We start from the raw sequence: 15,621 nt of genomic DNA, 5'->3' as shown, positions 1-15,621 counted from the left end.
GATGACTACTGCTTCTTGGTGGCCGGCGGCGTGTCGCCGCCCTCGAACAGGCTCTTGGGCGGGTTCTTCTTCATGTCCTCGGCCACCTCGACCTGCTTGGCCGCCTGGCATTCGTCGGCCAGCCGCAGGCCCTGCTTCTGGCTCATGAGCATCGACTTGTTGCCCAGCTGCAGCCACATGGCCTCGCGGACCGGGTCTTCGAGCCGGACCGCGCCGGTGCGGCTGGTGACCGGGTGCAGGCGGTACTTCACGTTGGCATGCGTCAGGATGAAGAAGCCGGGCTTCTTGGGGTCGGCCTCGATGTTCACGCTGGCGCCGAGTTCGCACTTGATGGTGCCGGTCAGGATGGTCTCGGCGACCTTCAGGTCCTGCTCCGAGAGCGTGATGTCGGTTTCTTCGCTGATGGGCTTGGCCTCTTCGACCTTCTTGATGATGCGCTTGGGCACCACCTTCTGCACGACCTTCTTGCCGGTCGTGTTGGCTGCCGGCTGCTTCGCCGTGGTGCTTGCAGCATTGTTCTGTGCCATTGCCGCCAGCGGCAATGCGAGGGCGGCGGCGATCAAGGCAATCGTCTTCATGGATGAGTTTCCTTCGGGGGATGGGTTTTCAGGGGATAGCGGGAGCGAACCAGGCCTGTGCCTCGGAAGGCAGGTTGCGGCCGGTGGCGTGCGCCCGTTCGAGCACCTGCCAGAAATGGCGGTAACTGGCGCGGTCATGCAATGTGCCATCGATACTGACCGGCGCCCACGCCACGGCCGCCGCAGCAGCCATGATTTTTGTAGCGATTTGAATCTGCCGCTCGTCGGGCGCGAAGGCCTCGAGGATCGGACGGATCTGGTTCGGATGGATGCTCCACATCCGCGTATAGCCGAATTCGCCGGCCGCCTTGCGGGCCGCGGCGCGCATCGCATCGATGTCGTTGAACTCGGTCACGACGCAATGCGAAGGCACCTTGCCATGCGCATGGGCGGCGGATGCGATCTCGAGCTTGGCGCGCACCACCAGCGGGTGCGTGAATTGCCCGGCGGCGGCCATGCCGTCGGCCGGAATGGCGCCGCCGTGCGCCGAGACGAAATCCATCAGCCCGAAGCTCAGCGACTGCACCCGGGGGTGGGCCGCGATCTCGAAGGCATGGTGCACCGCCAGCGGCGATTCGATCAGCACATGCAGCGGCAGTGCGTCGGCATCGGCGGCATCGAGCGCCTGCACGGCCTCAAGTACGTCGGCGATGGTTTCCACCTTGGGCACCATCAGGTGGCTCAGGCGCTGGCCGGCCCGGCCGGCGATCGTCATGACGTCGCCCGGGAACGAAGGATGGTCGACCGGATGGACCCGCGCGCCGACCCGCATGCCCGGTGCGGCGGACAGCGCGAGTTCGGTGACCAGCGCCGCATGCTCGGCCTCGCCGCCGATCGGGGCTCCATCCTCGCAGTCGAGGGTGACGTCGAACACGCAGGCGCCGAATTCCTGGGCCATCTCGGCCTGCAGCGCCAGGCTCTTGCGCATGCGCGCTTCGACGCCGCTGTAATGGTCGCAGACCGGCAGCGCCACCGAGCCGGCCTGGGCGCCGAGCAGCACCTCGCGCGGATGAGGAGTCGAGTGGCTTGCGCTCATGCTTTCTTCTGCGCCACGATGAACATCCGGGGAAAAGCCAGCAGCAGCCGGCCATCGGTGCGCGCCGGATAGGCCCGCGCGATGCGGCGTTCGTATTCGGCCAGGTAGCTGGTCCTGAGTTCGCTGGGCAAGGGGTCGACGAAGGGCTTGAGGCCCGTGCCGCTAACCCACTCGACGATCGCCGCCGCGGAAGCCATCGGATGCTGGTACGCGGTGCGCCAGACATCGACCGCCGCAGCCTCGCCCGCGAGCAGGTCGTAGTAGCCGTCGATCGCCAGCAGTCGGGTGCGGAGGCGGTCGGGATTGCCGATGGCCTGCGCCCAGGGCGCCTCGGCCGCCACCTCGCGCATCAGCCGATGCGTGGGCTCCTCGCGGTTGTCGGGCATCTGGATCGCCAGCACGCCCCCGGGCGCCAGGGCCGCGAAGAGCCTGGGAATCAGGGCCTCGTGGTCGGGCACCCACTGCAGGGCGGCATTGGCATAAATGAGGTCGGGCGCCGCTTCGGGCGCCCAGGTCGCGATGTCGCCGAGTTCGAAGCGGGCCTGCGGCAACCGCTCGCGCGCGCTCGCGAGCATCGCCTCGGAGTTGTCGGTGCCGACAACGGCAGCGCCCGGAAAGCGCTGCACCAGCAGCTCGGTGGAATTGCCCGGCCCGCAGCCGAGGTCGAACACGCGTGCCGCCTCGGCCAGCGGCACGCGCGCCAGCAGTTCCCGGGCCGGACGCGTGCGCTCGTCCTCGTAGCGGCCGTAGAGCGCGGGATTCCAGTCGAGCATGCAGCGGGCGGCTTACAGCAGGTGGGCGACGCCGGCCTGCTCGTCCTGCAGTTCCTTGAGCGTCTTGTTGATGCGCTCCTGGCTGAAGGCGTCGATCTCGAGGCCCTCGACCAGCTTGTACTCGCCGTTCTCGCAGGTGACCGGGAAGCCGAACATGGTGTCCTTCGGAATGCCGTACTGGCCGTCCGACGGGATGCCCATCGTGACCCACTTGCCGTTGGTGCCGAGGGCCCAGTCGCGCATGTGGTCGATCGCTGCGTTGGCGGCCGAGGCGGCCGACGACAGGCCGCGCGCCTCGATGATGGCGGCGCCGCGCTTGCCGACCGTCGGCAGGAACACGTTGGCGTTCCATTCCTGGTCGTTGATCATCTTGGCGACGCTTTCGCCGTTGATGGTGGCGAAGCGGTAGTCGGCGTACATCGTGGGCGAATGGTTGCCCCAGACGGTGAGCTTCTCGATGTCGGCCACGGCCTTGCCGGTCTTGGCGGCGAGCTGGCTGGCGGCGCGGTTGTGGTCGAGGCGCAGCATGGCGGTGAAGTTCTTGCGCGGCAGATCCGGTGCGCTCTTCATCGCGATGTAGGCGTTGGTGTTGGCCGGGTTGCCGACCACCAGCACCTTCACGTTGCGGCTCGCCACGGCGTTGAGCGCCTTGCCCTGCGCGGTGAAGATGGCGCCGTTGACGGCCAGCAGCTCGGCGCGTTCCATGCCCGGGCCGCGCGGACGCGAACCGACCAGCAGCGCGTAGTCGGCGTCCTTGAAGGCGGTCATCGGATCGCTGTGGGCTTCCATGCCGACCAGCAGCGGGAAGGCGCAGTCGTCGAGCTCCATCATCACGCCCTTAAGCGCCTTTTGCGGGCCTTCGACGGGGACTTCGAGCAATTGCAGGATGACCGGCTGGTCCTTGCCAAGCATTTCGCCGGAGGCGATGCGGAACAGCAGGGCGTAACCGATTTGGCCAGCGGCACCGGTGACGGCAACGCGAACAGGCTTTTTGCTCATGGGATAACTCCAGGAAATGAGTGAAAACGGTGCGTGACCGCAAGGTGCGGCCACAAGGTCGGGCCGGACGATGGCGCCCAGGCTTCGGACGTCTTCGATTTTATGCCGATTTGCGGTTTCGGTGGCGCCTGTCTTATGTCTTATATAAGATGTCGCCCGGAAAGCACCCGCCGCGGTGCGCCGACGCACCCATGACCACCTCTCCCACCGCCGTCGCCGAGCTCGCCACGCCGTCGTTCAGTCCGCTCTACCAGCAGATCAAATCGCTGATCCTGCAGAGCCTGCACGCCGGCGAATGGAAGCCGGGCGAACCCATTCCGAGCGAAATCGACCTCGCGGCACGCTTTCGGGTCAGCCAGGGCACGGTGCGCAAGGCCATCGACGAACTTGCGGCCGAAAACCTCGTGGTGCGTCGCCAGGGCAAGGGCACTTTCGTCGCCACCCACGCCGAGCAGCACGTGCAGTACCGATTCCTGAAGCTGGTGCCGGACAGCGGCGATGTCGACAGCGACGGACCCGCCCAGCGCACGATCGTCGATTGCCGGCGCCAGCGCGCCAGCGCCGACGTCGCCCGCGCATTGGCGCTGCGCACCGGCGACGCCGTGCTGCAGGTGCGCCGCGTGCTGGCCTATCGCGGCACGCCGACCATCCTGGAGGAGCTCTGGCTGCCGGGAACGCCGTTCAAGGGACTCACGGCCGAACGGCTCACCGCGTGGCGCGGCCCCATGTACGCGCTGTTCGAGACCGAATTCGGCGTGCGCATGGTGCGCGCCGAGGAAAAAATCCGCGCCGTCCTGCCCGACGCGGCGCAGGCCGAGCTGCTGGCCGTCAGCACGGCGACGCCGCTGCTGAGCGTCGAACGCCTGGCCCTCACCTACCATGACACGCCCATGGAATTGCGCCGCGGCCTCTACCGCACGGACACGCACCACTATCGCAACGAGCTGGGGTGAACAGGCCCACCCAAACCATTGCGGGAGCTCAAGCATCCGAGTGCCCCAGTGCGATGACCTATCCTCCCCGAACGGCACGATGGTGCATTGCAATAGAATTTTGAGTTGTTTGCATTTTCTTGCTTCAGAACAAGCCGCCCTCTAAAAAATACCGAAAGCCCCCCATGACAGAGCTGGCCAACCCTCCCCGACCGCCGCGGCGCGAGTTCCGCAACATCAATCCGCTCTCCGATCTGACGACCTATCGGCTGCCGCCGGCGGGCATCGTCTCGATCCTGCACCGCGTCAGCGGCGTGCTGATGTTCCTGCTGCTGCCCTTCATCATCTGGATGTTCGACACCTCGGTGTCTTCCGAGATTTCCTTCGCGCGCTTCACGGCCGCCTTCAACATCGGGGTCGGATTCCTTCCGGGCTGGTTCCTCAAGCTGGTCGCGCTGGCGCTCATCTGGGCCTACCTGCACCACTTCATCGCCGGCCTGCGCCATCTGTGGATGGACGTGAGCCACGCCGCGGTCGAAAAGAAGAGCGGCAACAGCACGGCACTCGCCACGCTGTTCCTGAGCGTCCTGCTGACCGTCGTCCTCGGCGCCAAGCTGTTCGGCCTTTATTGATTTCTTGCGGGTCGGATCTTCAGCTCTGACCCCAACTGAATAGGAAACTGACAATGTCCGTGAACTACGGCTCCAAGCGCATCGTCGTCGGTGCGCACTACGGCTTGCGCGACTGGCTGAGCCAGCGCATCACCGGCGCCCTGATGGCGCTCTTCACCGTGATCCTGCTGGCGCAGGTGATCTTCAAGCGCGGCCCGATCGGCTACGACCTCTGGGCCGGCATCTTCGCCGCCCAATGGATGAAGGTGCTCACCTTCGTGGTGATCGCCTCGCTGCTCTATCACGTCTGGGTCGGCATGCGCGATGTCTGGATGGACTACGTCCAGCCGGTCGGCATCCGGCTGCTGTTGCAAGTTTTCACGATCGTCTGGCTTGTCGGTTGCGCGGGTTGGGCCATTCAAGTGCTCTGGAGGCTCTAACCCAATGACTTACACCAAAGATCAAATCACCAAGCGCAAGTTCGACGTCGTCATCATCGGCGCCGGCGGCTCCGGCATGCGCGCATCCCTGCAACTGGCACGCGCCGGCCTCAACGTCGCCGTGCTTTCGAAGGTGTTCCCGACCCGCTCGCACACCGTCGCGGCCCAAGGCGGCGTCGGCGCCTCGCTCGGCAACATGAGCGAGGACAACTGGCACTACCACTTCTACGACACGATCAAGGGCTCCGACTGGCTCGGCGACCAGGATGCGATCGAGTTCATGTGCCGCGAAGCCCCGAAGGTCGTGTACGAGCTCGAGCACTTCGGCATGCCTTTCGACCGCAATCCGGACGGCACGATCTACCAGCGTCCGTTCGGCGGCCACACCGCCAACTACGGCGAGAAGCCGGTCCAGCGCGCCTGCGCCGCGGCCGACCGCACCGGCCACGCGATGCTGCACACGCTCTACCAGAAGAACGTCGAGGCCCGCACCCAGTTCTTCGTCGAATGGATGGCGCTCGACCTGATCCGCGACGCCGAAGGCGACGTGGTCGGCGTGACCGCGCTCGAGATGGAAACCGGCGACCTGCACATCCTGCAGGCCAAGACCGTGCTGCTGGCGACCGGCGGCGCAGGCCGCATCTTCGCGGCCTCGACCAACGCCTTCATCAACACCGGCGACGGCCTCGGCATGGCCGCGCGCTCGGGCATCCCGCTGCAGGACATGGAGTTCTGGCAGTTCCACCCGACCGGCGTGGCCGGCGCCGGCGTGCTGCTGACCGAAGGCTGCCGCGGCGAAGGCGCGATCCTGCTCAACAGCAACGGCGAGCGCTTCATGGAGCGCTACGCGCCGACCCTGAAGGACCTCGCGCCGCGCGACTTCGTCTCGCGCTCGATGGACCAGGAAATCAAGGAAGGCCGCGGCTGCGGCCCGAACAAGGACTACGTGCTGCTGAAGCTCGACCACCTCGGTGCCGAGACCATCCACAAGCGGCTGCCCTCGGTGTACGAGATCGGCGTCAACTTCGCCAACGTCGACATCACCAAGGAACCGATCCCGGTGGTGCCGACCATCCACTACCAGATGGGCGGCATCCCGACCAACATCAACGGCCAGGTCGTGATCCAGAAGGGCGAGGACAACAGCGCCGTGGTCAACGGCCTCTATGCGGTGGGCGAATGCTCCTGCGTGAGCGTGCACGGCGCCAACCGCCTGGGCACCAACTCGCTGCTCGACCTGCTGGTGTTCGGCCGCGCGGCCGGCAATCACATCGTCGAGTTCAACGACAAGCTGAAGGAGCACAAGGATCTGCCCGCAGACGCCGCCGACCGCACCCTGGAGCGCCTGAACCAGCTCGAGGCCTCGACCTCGGGCGAGTACGCGCAGGACGTGGCCAACGAGATCCGCTCGGTGATGCAGCAGCACGCGGCCGTGTTCCGCAAGCAGGCCACGATGGACGAAGGCGTGCAGAAGATCGCCGAGGTCCGCAAGCGCGTCGCCGCCGTCACCCTCAAGGACAAGTCGCGCGTCTTCAACACCGCGCGCATCGAAGCCCTCGAAGTCGACAACCTGATCGAAGTGGCGCAGGCCACGATGGTCTCGGCCGCCGCCCGCCGCGAATGCCGCGGTGCCCACACGGTCGAGGACTACGAGCGCCCGGCCGACGATCCGGTCGCGCCGCTGGGCCGCGACGACGCCAACTGGATGAAGCACACGCTCTGGTACAGCCAGGACAACCGCCTCTCGTACAAGCCGGTCAAGCTGCAGCCGCTGACGGTGGCCTCGGTGCCGCCGAAGGTCCGCACGTTCTAAGGCCCGGGAAAGCATCACAAGGACATCACGATGAAGCGCACATTCCAAATCTACCGCTACGACCCGGACAAGGACGCCAAGCCCTACATGCAGACCGTCGAGATCGAACTCGACGGCCACGAGCGCATGCTGCTGGACGCCCTCATGAAGCTCAAGGCGCAGGATCCGACGCTGTCGTTCCGCCGCTCTTGCCGCGAAGGCGTCTGCGGCTCGGACGCGATGAACATCAACGGCAAGAACGGCCTGGCCTGCCTGACCAACATGCTCACGCTCAAGGGCACGATCGTGCTCAAGCCGCTGCCCGGCCTGCCGGTGATCCGCGACCTGATCGTGGACATGACGCAGTTCTTCAAGCAGTACAACTCGATCAAGCCCTACCTGCAGAACGACACCGTGCCGCCCGAGAAGGAGCGCCTGCAGTCGCCCGAGGAGCGCGACGAGCTCAACGGCCTCTACGAGTGCATCCTGTGCGCAAGCTGCTCGACCAGCTGCCCGAGCTTCTGGTGGAACCCCGACAAGTTCGTCGGCCCGGCCGGGCTGCTGCAAGCCTACCGCTTCATCGCCGACAGCCGCGACGAAGCCACCGGCGAGCGCCTGGACAACCTTGAAGACCCGTATCGCCTGTTCCGCTGCCACTCGATCATGAACTGCGTCGACGTGTGCCCCAAGAACCTGAATCCGACCCGGGCGATCGGCAAGATCAAGGAACTCATGGTGCGTCGCGCCATCTAGCCCAAGTGACGGACCCCATGCAAGCCACCGACGACCCCTCCGAGCCGATCAGCGTGCGTGCGCTGAGCAAGCTCAAGTGGCGCTGCCGGCGCGGCCTGCTTGAAAACGACCTGTTCATTGCCCGCTTCTTCGAACGGCACGAGGCAAGCCTGACCCGCGGGCAGGCACAGGCACTGGAGACATTGATGGACCTGTCGGACAACGACCTGCTCGACCTCCTGCTCGCGCGAAAGGAGCCCGAGCCCGGATGGGCCGGGGCCGAGGTGGTCGAACTGCTGCGACTGATGCGCAGCGACGGTGCGCAATCCCTATCTTCCTGATCCATTCTTTGAAAGACACTCGAAATGAAAGCATCCGAGAACAAGGCCACGCTGTCGTTCAGCAACGGCGGACAGAACGTCGAGCTGCCGATCTACAAGGGGACCCTCGGCCCTGACGTGATCGACATCCGCAAGCTCTACGCCCAGACGGGCATGTTCACCTACGACCCGGGCTTCATGTCGACGGCCTCGTGCGAATCGGCCATCACCTACATCGACGGCGACAAGGGTGAACTGCTGTACCGCGGCTACCCGATCGAGCAGCTCGCGACCAACTGCGACTTCCTCGAGACCTGCCACCTGCTGCTGTACGGCGAGCTGCCCGACCAGGCCAAGAAGACCAGCTTCACGAAGCTCGTGACCAACCACACGATGGTCAACGAGCAGATGCAGTTCTTCCTGCGCGGTTTCCGCCGCGACGCGCACCCGATGGCCATCATGACCGGCCTGGTCGGCGCGCTGTCGGCCTTCTATCACGACAGCACGGACATCAACAATCCGAAGCACCGCGAGATCGCCGCGATCCGCCTGATCGCGAAGATGCCGACGCTGGTCGCCATGGCCTACAAGTACACCGTGGGCCAGCCCTACATGTACCCGAAGAACGACCTCAGCTATGCGGGCAACTTCCTGCACATGATGTTCGCGACGCCGTGCGAGGAGTACAAGGTGAGCCCGGTGCTCGAGCGCGCGCTCGACCGCATCTTCATCCTGCACGCCGACCACGAGCAGAACGCCTCGACCTCGACCGTGCGCCTGTGCGGCTCGTCGGGCACCAACCCCTTCGCGGCGATCGCGGCCGGCGTGGCCTGCCTCTGGGGCCCGGCCCACGGCGGCGCCAACGAGGCGGCGCTCAACATGCTCTACGACATCCAGAAGGCGGGCGGCGTCGACAAGATCGGCGAGTTCATCAAGCAGGTCAAGGACAAGAACTCGAACGTCAAGCTGATGGGCTTCGGGCATCGCGTCTACAAGAACTATGACCCGCGCGCCAAGCTGATGCAGGAAACCTGCAAGGAAGTGCTGGGCGAACTGGGCCTCGAGAACGATCCCCTGTTCAAGCTCGCCATGGCGCTCGAGAAGATCGCCCTGGAAGACGAATACTTCGTCTCGCGCAAGCTCTACCCGAACGTCGACTTCTATTCGGGCATCGTGCAGCGCGCGATCGGCATCCCGGTGCCGCTGTTCACCGCCGTCTTCGCGCTCGCGCGCACGGTCGGCTGGATTGCCCAGCTCAACGAGATGATCGGCGACCCGGACTACAAGATCGGCCGTCCGCGCCAACTCTTCGAAGGCTCGGTCAAGCGCGACGTCAAGCCGATCGCACAGCGCTGATCGCCGTCAGGCTCTCACACAGGAAAGCTGCCTTCGGGCAGCTTTTTTGCGTTTTGGCTGACAGGAAGCCAGACTGCGGGCGAATAACTTCATGGCGTCATCCACCCCAAGGAGTTCCGCCATGAAGCAACTTGCTGCCATGATCGCCGTCGTCTTCGCCTTCGCCGTGCCGCTGGCCGGCTGCAACACCATGAAGGGTGCCGGCCAGGACATCCAGAAGGGTGGCCAGAAGATGGAAGACGCCGCGACCAAGAAGCAATAAGCGCCATTCCCGCGGCGCTCATCGCGCCGCGGCATCGAAGCCATCGCCGATCGCGATGGCTTCGTCGTTGAAACTGAGAGAAAATGTGGTCTTCCATCTCTGAACGAGATGCCAAAGCCCCAATGACCTCTTCCGAACGCAGTTTCGCCCGCCGCATCGACCTCACGTCGCTGCAGTTGTTCGTGGCTGTCTGCGAACTCGGCAGCATCGGTCGCGCGGCGGAACGCGAGTTCATCGCGGCTTCGGCGATCAGCAAGCGGCTGTCCGACCTCGAAGCCACCCTCGGCACGCCCCTGCTCTACCGCCACGCGCGCGGCGTCGACCTGACGCCGGCCGGCGAGAGCCTGCTGCACCATGCGCGATCGGTGCTCTACAGCCTCGAGAAGATGCAGGGCGAACTCAGCGAGTACGCCGATGGCGTGCGCGGGCATGTCCGGGTGCACGCCAACATCTCGGCCATCGTTCAGTTCCTTCCCGAGGATCTCGGCGCCTTCACGCGCGAGCACGACGCGATCAAGATCGACCTCGAAGAGCACTTGAGCAGCGAGGTCGTGCGCGCCGTTTACGAGGGCGCGGCCGACCTCGGCGTTTGCCACCTCGCCGACGGCGCGGCCGACCTGCAGAGCCTGGCCTACCGCGACGACGCGCTGGCGCTGATCGTGCCCGCCGGCCACGCACTGGCGTGCGAACGCGCGATCGATTTCGTCGACTCGCTGGACTACGACCACGTCGGCCTGCACACCAACAGCTCGATCTACGTCGCAATGCACCAGGCCGCGCTGGCCGCAAGCCGCAGCATCCGCCTGCGCATCCACGTGACGGGCCTCGACGCGATGTGCCGGATGATCGAGAACGGACTCGGCGTCGGCGTGATGCCGCTGCGCGCCTTCGAACTGATGCAGGGCGGCATCGGCCGCGGCCTGACCAGCGTCGCGCTCAGCGACGCCTGGGCCGCGCGCCAGATCCGCCTGATCGCACGCGACTTCTCGACCCTGCCGGTTGCCGCCCGCATGCTCGTCAAGCACCTGCATACCCCTACTGACGCGACGCCCGCGCAGCTCGCCGCATAAGACAATTACCCTCCCACGAAAGAGACCCATGGCACGCACGCTCTACGACAAACTCTGGGACGAACACGTCGTCCACACCGAGGAAGACGGCACCTCGATCCTCTACATCGACCGCCACCTGGTGCATGAAGTCACCAGCCCTCAGGCTTTCGAAGGACTGCGCGAGGCCGGCCGCAAGCTCTGGCGCATCAGCTCGGTGGTCGCGACGGCCGACCACAACACGCCGACCACCCACTGGGAACTGGGCTACGACGGCATCACCGACCCCGTCAGCAAGGAACAGATCACCACGCTGGACACGAACATCAAGGAATTCGGCGCCGCCGCCTTCTTTCCGTTCCTGAGCAAACGCCAGGGCATCGTGCACGTGATCGGGCCCGAGTCGGGCGCCACCCTCCCCGGCATGACCGTGGTTTGCGGCGACTCGCACACCTCGACCCACGGCGCTTTCGGCGCGCTCGCGCACGGCATCGGCACCAGCGAGGTCGAGCACGTGATGGCGACCCAGACCCTGCTCGCCAAGAAGGCCAAGAACCTGCTCGTGAAGGTTGAAGGCAAGCTGCCGCTGGGCTGCACCGCCAAGGACATCGTGCTCGCGATCATCGGCAGGATCGGCACCGCCGGCGGCACCGGCTACACCATCGAGTTCGCCGGTTCGGCGATCCGCGACCTGAGCATGGAAGGCCGCATGACGGTCTGCAACATGGCGATCGAGGCCGGCGCCCGCGCCGGGCTGGTGGCGGTGGACGACAAGACCATCGCCTACGTCCAGGGCCGCCCGCTGGCGCCGACCGGCGTCGAATGGGACCAGGCCGTCGCCTACTGGAAGACGCTGCAGTCCGACCCCGGCGCGCACTTCGACCTGGTGGTCGAGCTCGACGCCGCGCAGATCAAGCCGCAAGTCACCTGGGGCACCTCGCCCGAGATGGTGGTGTCGGTGGACGGCCGCGTGCCCGACCCGGACAAGGAAAAGGACGCCAACAAGCGCGGCGCGATCGAGCGCGCGCTGGCCTACATGGGCCTGGAGCCGAACAAGCCGATGAACGACATCCTGATCGACAAGGTCTTCATCGGCTCCTGCACCAACAGCCGCATCGAGGACATGCGCGAGGCCGCGGCGATGGTCAAGCGGCTGGGCCAGAAGGTGGCCAAGAACGTCAAGCTCGCCATGGTGGTGCCGGGCTCGGGCCTGGTCAAGGAACAGGCGGAGCGCGAAGGCCTGGACCAGATCTTCAAGGCGGCAGGCTTCGAATGGCGTGAACCCGGCTGCTCGATGTGCCTGGCGATGAACGCCGACCGGCTCGAGCCGGGCGAGCGCTGCGCCTCGACCAGCAACCGCAACTTCGAAGGCCGCCAGGGCGCCGGTGGCCGCACCCACCTCGTGAGCCCGGCCATGGCCGCCGCAGCCGCGGTCCATGGCCACTTCGTCGACGTCCGCCAGTTCTCATGAAACCTTGCGGAACAGACCAAGAATTGCGAAGCAATTTTTGCTCTGTTCTCAACTGACCAGATAGACATCACCATGCAGAAATTCACCGTGCACAAGGGCCTCGTGGCACCGATGGACCGCGAGAACGTCGACACCGACGCGATCATCCCGAAGCAGTTCCTGAAGTCGATCCGCAAGACCGGCTTCGGGCCCAACCTGTTCGACGCCTGGCGCTACCTGGACCCGGGCGAGCCGGGCCAGGATCCGAAGTCGCGCAAGCCGAACCCCGACTTCGTGCTGAACCAGCCGCGCTACGCCGGCGCCTCGGTGCTGCTGGCGCGCAAGAACTTCGGCTGCGGCTCGTCGCGCGAGCACGCGCCGTGGGCACTCGACCAATACGGCTTCCGCGCCATCATCGCGCCGAGCTACGCCGACATCTTCTTCAACAACAGCTTCAAGAACGGCCTGTTGCCGATCGTGCTGAGCGAAGCCCAGGTGGCGCAGCTGTTCGACGAGACCCTCGCCTTTCCGGGCTACAGCCTGACCGTCGACCTCGAGCGCCAGGTGGTCGTCAAGCCGGACGGCAGCGAGCTCCCGTTCGAGGTCCAGGCCTTCCGCAAGTACTGCCTGCTCAACGGCCTCGACGACATCGGCCTGACCCTGCGCCACAAGGACAAGATCGCGGCCTTCGAAGCCGAACGCCTGGCCAAGAAGCCCTGGCTGTCGCACCAACTCATCGCCTGAAATCCATTGTTCAATCTTCTCCGTACAAGCTCATGAAAATCGCAGTCCTCCCCGGTGATGGCATCGGCACCGAAATCGTTGCCGAGGCGATCCGCGTCCTCGATGTGCTCGACCTGTCCTTCGAGACCGAACAGGCGCTGGTCGGCGGCGCGGCCTACGAGGCCCACGGCCACCCGCTGCCCGAGTCCACGCTGAAACTGGCCAAGGAGGCCGACGCGGTGCTGTTCGGCGCCGTGGGGGACTGGAAGTACGACAAGCTCGAACGCTCGCTGCGCCCCGAGCAGGCCATCCTGGGCCTGCGCAAGAACCTCGGCCTGTTCGCCAACTTCCGACCGGCCATCTGCTACGAGCAGCTGGTGGACGCCTCGAGCCTGAAGCCCGAGCTGATCGCGGGGCTGGACATCCTGATCATTCGCGAGCTGACCGGCGACATCTATTTCGGCCAGCCGCGCGGCCGCCGCACCGCGGTCGACGGCCACTTCCCGGGGGCCGAGGAAGCCTTCGACACCATGCGCTATTCGCGCCCCGAGGTCGAGCGCATCGCCCACGTCGCCTTCCAGGCGGCGCGCAAGCGCAGCAAGCGCGTGACCAGCGTCGACAAGGCCAACGTGCTCGAGACCTTCCAGTTCTGGAAGGACATCGTGACCGAGGTCGGCCGCGAATATCCCGACGTCGAGCTCGACCACATGTACGTCGACAACGCCGCCATGCAGCTGGTCAAGGCACCCAAGAAGTTCGACGTGGTGGTCACCGGCAACATGTTCGGCGACATCCTGTCGGACGAGGCCGCGATGCTCACCGGCTCGATCGGCATGCTGCCCTCGGCCTCGCTGAACGCCAGCAACCAGGGCCTCTACGAGCCCAGCCACGGCAGCGCGCCCGACATTGCCGGCAAAGGGGTTGCCAATCCTTTGGCTACAATCCTGTCCGCTGCCATGATGCTTCGCTTTTCCCTCAACCAGCCCGAGGCTGCCGACCGGATCGAGTCGGCGGTCAAGTCCGTGCTGGCCCAGGGGCTGCGCACGGCAGACATCTGGTCCGCGGGCACGACCAAGGTCGGCACCCGCGAGATGGGCGATGCCGTGGTGGCTGCCATCACCAAAAAGACGATTACCGGCTAAACCAGCCCGCTTCGTCACGCCCTTCCCGGCTCTGACGAGCCGGGCGCAAAGAGAAGACAGTTTCTTTTTTCACAAGGGCAATTTGAAATGGCGAACGCAAATCAACCTCTGGTCGGCCTCGTGGGCTGGCGCGGCATGGTCGGCTCGGTCCTCATGGACCGGATGCAGGCCGAAGGCGACTTCGGACTGATCGAGCCGGTCTTCTTCTCGACTTCGAACGCTGGCGGCAAGGCCCCGGCGATGGCGAAGAACGAGACCACGCTGAAGGACGCCCACGACATCGAGGCACTCAAGAAGTGCGACATCGTCGTGACCGCTCAGGGCGGCGACTACACGACCGAGGTGTTCCCGAAGCTGCGTGCGGCCGGCTGGAAGGGCCACTGGATCGACGCCGCGTCCACGCTGCGCATGAACGACGACGCGATCATCGTGCTCGATCCGGTCAACCTGCCGGTGATCCAGAACGCGCTCGCCAAGGGCGGCAAGAACTGGATCGGCGGCAACTGCACCGTCAGCTGCATGCTGATGGGCGTGGGCGCGCTCTACAAGGCCGGCCTGGTCGAGTGGATGACCAGCATGACCTACCAGGCGGCCTCGGGTGGCGGCGCGCAGCACATGCGCGAGCTGCTGACCCAGTTCGGCACCCTCAACGCCGAAGTGCGCGCGCTGCTCGACGACCCGAAGTCGGCGATCCTCGAGATCGACCGCAAGGTGCTGGCCAAGCAGCAGTCGCTGAGCGCCGCTGAAACCGCGAACTTCGGCGCCCCGCTCGGCGGCAGCCTGATCCCCTGGATCGACAAGGACCTGGGCGACGGCATGAGCAAGGAAGAGTGGAAGGGTGGCGCCGAGACCAACAAGATCCTCGGCCAGGGCGCGGGCTTCGGCACCGCCGCGACGCCGGTCGACGGCTTCTGCGTGCGCATCGGCGCGATGCGCTGCCACAGCCAGGCGCTGACCTTCAAGCTCAAAAAGGACGTTCCGGTGGCCGACATCGAGGCGCTGATGGCGGCCGACAACGAGTGGGTCAAGGTGGTGCCGAACACCCGCGAGGCCACGGTCCGCGACCTGACGCCGGTGGCGGTCACCGGCACGATGACGATTCCGGTCGGCCGCGTGCGCAAGCTTGCGATGGGTCCGGAGTACGTGGGCGCCTTCACCATCGGCGACCAACTGCTGTGGGGCGCCGCCGAACCGCTGCGCCGCATGCTGCGCATCCTGCTGGAGGGATGAGCTCGGGAATGAGCTCGCCCCCAGGTTGCCCGCACTTCGTGTCGGGCGCCCACCCCCCACCGGGGGCAACACCAGCGGCCCGGCGAAGCCGGTTCCGCGGTGTTTCACCAACGAGCCTGGCTGCGCCGGCCAAAGCGAAGCGAGCCAACTGCGGGCGAGCGTTGCTCAACCGCAACGACAAATGCATGACGAAGTT

17 protein-coding genes are annotated in these 15,621 nt (G+C 65.8%); 13 read left to right on the top strand and 4 right to left on the bottom strand.

Annotated features, from left to right (window positions below):
• Positions 1 to 5: 5 nt before the first annotated feature.
• From AC1DYK_RS17900 to AC1DYK_RS17885, 4 genes are read right to left on the bottom strand one after another with little or no spacing between them, the layout of a single operon-like run.
• The gene (locus AC1DYK_RS17900; protein WP_478167526.1) at positions 6 to 578 is read right to left on the bottom strand and encodes a hypothetical protein; all 573 of its coding nucleotides are present in this window, start codon (positions 576 to 578) and stop codon (positions 6 to 8) included.
• A 28-nt stretch (positions 579 to 606) separates the two neighbouring features.
• Positions 607 to 1,614: an HpcH/HpaI aldolase/citrate lyase family protein gene (locus tag AC1DYK_RS17895; protein ID WP_478167525.1), complete on the bottom strand. Its 1,008-nt coding sequence runs from the start codon at positions 1,612 to 1,614 to the stop codon at positions 607 to 609.
• Positions 1,611 to 2,387: a trans-aconitate 2-methyltransferase gene (tam, locus tag AC1DYK_RS17890; protein WP_478167524.1), complete on the bottom strand. Its 777-nt coding sequence runs from the start codon at positions 2,385 to 2,387 to the stop codon at positions 1,611 to 1,613. The genes AC1DYK_RS17895 and tam overlap by 4 nt, the downstream gene beginning before the upstream one ends.
• Positions 2,388 to 2,399: 12 nt before the next feature.
• Positions 2,400 to 3,386, bottom strand: coding sequence for a malate dehydrogenase (locus tag AC1DYK_RS17885; protein WP_478157290.1), 987 nt, complete (start codon positions 3,384 to 3,386; stop codon positions 2,400 to 2,402).
• 191 nt (positions 3,387 to 3,577) lie between these two features.
• Between AC1DYK_RS17885 and AC1DYK_RS17880 the strand changes: the two genes are divergently transcribed.
• The 13 genes from AC1DYK_RS17880 (at position 3,578) to asd (ending at position 15,425) form a co-directional block, all read left to right on the top strand.
• On the top strand, positions 3,578 to 4,339 hold the full coding sequence (locus tag AC1DYK_RS17880) for a GntR family transcriptional regulator (protein WP_478167523.1): 762 nt from the start codon (positions 3,578 to 3,580) through the stop codon (positions 4,337 to 4,339).
• A gap of 164 nt (positions 4,340 to 4,503) precedes the next feature.
• A complete protein-coding gene (gene sdhC, locus AC1DYK_RS17875; protein WP_478167522.1) occupies positions 4,504 to 4,950 on the top strand; it encodes a succinate dehydrogenase, cytochrome b556 subunit in 447 nt (148 codons plus the stop codon).
• A 53-nt stretch (positions 4,951 to 5,003) separates the two neighbouring features.
• Entirely contained in the window at positions 5,004 to 5,369 is a 366-nt protein-coding gene (sdhD, locus tag AC1DYK_RS17870) for a succinate dehydrogenase, hydrophobic membrane anchor protein (protein WP_286510114.1), read from the top strand.
• Between the two features lie 4 nt (positions 5,370 to 5,373).
• On the top strand, positions 5,374 to 7,182 hold the full coding sequence (gene sdhA / locus AC1DYK_RS17865; RefSeq protein WP_478157294.1) for a succinate dehydrogenase flavoprotein subunit: 1,809 nt from the start codon (positions 5,374 to 5,376) through the stop codon (positions 7,180 to 7,182).
• 30 nt (positions 7,183 to 7,212) lie between these two features.
• Entirely contained in the window at positions 7,213 to 7,914 is a 702-nt protein-coding gene (locus tag AC1DYK_RS17860) for a succinate dehydrogenase iron-sulfur subunit (RefSeq protein ID WP_286510117.1), read from the top strand.
• Between the two features lie 17 nt (positions 7,915 to 7,931).
• A complete protein-coding gene (locus tag AC1DYK_RS17855; protein WP_478167521.1) occupies positions 7,932 to 8,234 on the top strand; it encodes an FAD assembly factor SdhE in 303 nt (100 codons plus the stop codon).
• A gap of 24 nt (positions 8,235 to 8,258) precedes the next feature.
• Positions 8,259 to 9,569 (top strand): citrate synthase, encoded by a 1,311-nt coding sequence (gene gltA / locus AC1DYK_RS17850; protein WP_478089094.1) that lies wholly within the window; start codon positions 8,259 to 8,261, stop codon positions 9,567 to 9,569.
• A gap of 139 nt (positions 9,570 to 9,708) precedes the next feature.
• A complete protein-coding gene (locus AC1DYK_RS17845; protein ID WP_478167535.1) occupies positions 9,709 to 9,831 on the top strand; it encodes an entericidin A/B family lipoprotein in 123 nt (40 codons plus the stop codon).
• A 122-nt stretch (positions 9,832 to 9,953) separates the two neighbouring features.
• Positions 9,954 to 10,901 carry a LysR substrate-binding domain-containing protein gene (locus AC1DYK_RS17840; protein ID WP_478167520.1) on the top strand — a complete coding sequence of 316 codons (948 nt, stop codon included), beginning with the start codon at positions 9,954 to 9,956 and terminating at the stop codon, positions 10,899 to 10,901.
• Between the two features lie 28 nt (positions 10,902 to 10,929).
• A complete protein-coding gene (gene leuC / locus AC1DYK_RS17835) occupies positions 10,930 to 12,351 on the top strand; it encodes a 3-isopropylmalate dehydratase large subunit (protein WP_478167519.1) in 1,422 nt (473 codons plus the stop codon).
• A gap of 72 nt (positions 12,352 to 12,423) precedes the next feature.
• Positions 12,424 to 13,074 carry a 3-isopropylmalate dehydratase small subunit gene (gene leuD, locus AC1DYK_RS17830; RefSeq protein WP_478089098.1) on the top strand — a complete coding sequence of 217 codons (651 nt, stop codon included), beginning with the start codon at positions 12,424 to 12,426 and terminating at the stop codon, positions 13,072 to 13,074.
• A gap of 32 nt (positions 13,075 to 13,106) precedes the next feature.
• A complete protein-coding gene (leuB, locus tag AC1DYK_RS17825; RefSeq protein ID WP_478167518.1) occupies positions 13,107 to 14,195 on the top strand; it encodes a 3-isopropylmalate dehydrogenase in 1,089 nt (362 codons plus the stop codon).
• Positions 14,196 to 14,282: 87 nt separating this feature from the next.
• Positions 14,283 to 15,425 carry an aspartate-semialdehyde dehydrogenase gene (gene asd / locus AC1DYK_RS17820; RefSeq protein ID WP_478167517.1) on the top strand — a complete coding sequence of 381 codons (1,143 nt, stop codon included), beginning with the start codon at positions 14,283 to 14,285 and terminating at the stop codon, positions 15,423 to 15,425.
• Positions 15,426 to 15,621 lie beyond the last annotated feature (196 nt).

Source organism: Variovorax sp. P2_H12 (genome assembly GCF_056403395.1).
The sequence above is the reverse complement of the archived record's forward strand: the minus strand, read 5'-3'. Positions and strand labels throughout refer to the sequence as shown.

Coding starts and splice junctions, on each gene's coding strand:
- AC1DYK_RS17900 (WP_478167526.1), bottom strand. CDS start 578: ATGAAGACGATTGCCTTGATCGCCGCCGCCCTCGCATTGCCGCTGGCG.
- AC1DYK_RS17895 (WP_478167525.1), bottom strand. CDS start 1,614: ATGAGCGCAAGCCACTCGACTCCTCATCCGCGCGAGGTGCTGCTCGGC.
- tam (WP_478167524.1), bottom strand. CDS start 2,387: ATGCTCGACTGGAATCCCGCGCTCTACGGCCGCTACGAGGACGAGCGC.
- AC1DYK_RS17885 (WP_478157290.1), bottom strand. CDS start 3,386: ATGAGCAAAAAGCCTGTTCGCGTTGCCGTCACCGGTGCCGCTGGCCAA.
- AC1DYK_RS17880 (WP_478167523.1), top strand. CDS start 3,578: ATGACCACCTCTCCCACCGCCGTCGCCGAGCTCGCCACGCCGTCGTTC.
- sdhC (WP_478167522.1), top strand. CDS start 4,504: ATGACAGAGCTGGCCAACCCTCCCCGACCGCCGCGGCGCGAGTTCCGC.
- sdhD (WP_286510114.1), top strand. CDS start 5,004: ATGTCCGTGAACTACGGCTCCAAGCGCATCGTCGTCGGTGCGCACTAC.
- sdhA (WP_478157294.1), top strand. CDS start 5,374: ATGACTTACACCAAAGATCAAATCACCAAGCGCAAGTTCGACGTCGTC.
- AC1DYK_RS17860 (WP_286510117.1), top strand. CDS start 7,213: ATGAAGCGCACATTCCAAATCTACCGCTACGACCCGGACAAGGACGCC.
- AC1DYK_RS17855 (WP_478167521.1), top strand. CDS start 7,932: ATGCAAGCCACCGACGACCCCTCCGAGCCGATCAGCGTGCGTGCGCTG.
- gltA (WP_478089094.1), top strand. CDS start 8,259: ATGAAAGCATCCGAGAACAAGGCCACGCTGTCGTTCAGCAACGGCGGA.
- AC1DYK_RS17845 (WP_478167535.1), top strand. CDS start 9,709: ATGATCGCCGTCGTCTTCGCCTTCGCCGTGCCGCTGGCCGGCTGCAAC.
- AC1DYK_RS17840 (WP_478167520.1), top strand. CDS start 9,954: ATGACCTCTTCCGAACGCAGTTTCGCCCGCCGCATCGACCTCACGTCG.
- leuC (WP_478167519.1), top strand. CDS start 10,930: ATGGCACGCACGCTCTACGACAAACTCTGGGACGAACACGTCGTCCAC.
- leuD (WP_478089098.1), top strand. CDS start 12,424: ATGCAGAAATTCACCGTGCACAAGGGCCTCGTGGCACCGATGGACCGC.
- leuB (WP_478167518.1), top strand. CDS start 13,107: ATGAAAATCGCAGTCCTCCCCGGTGATGGCATCGGCACCGAAATCGTT.
- asd (WP_478167517.1), top strand. CDS start 14,283: ATGGCGAACGCAAATCAACCTCTGGTCGGCCTCGTGGGCTGGCGCGGC.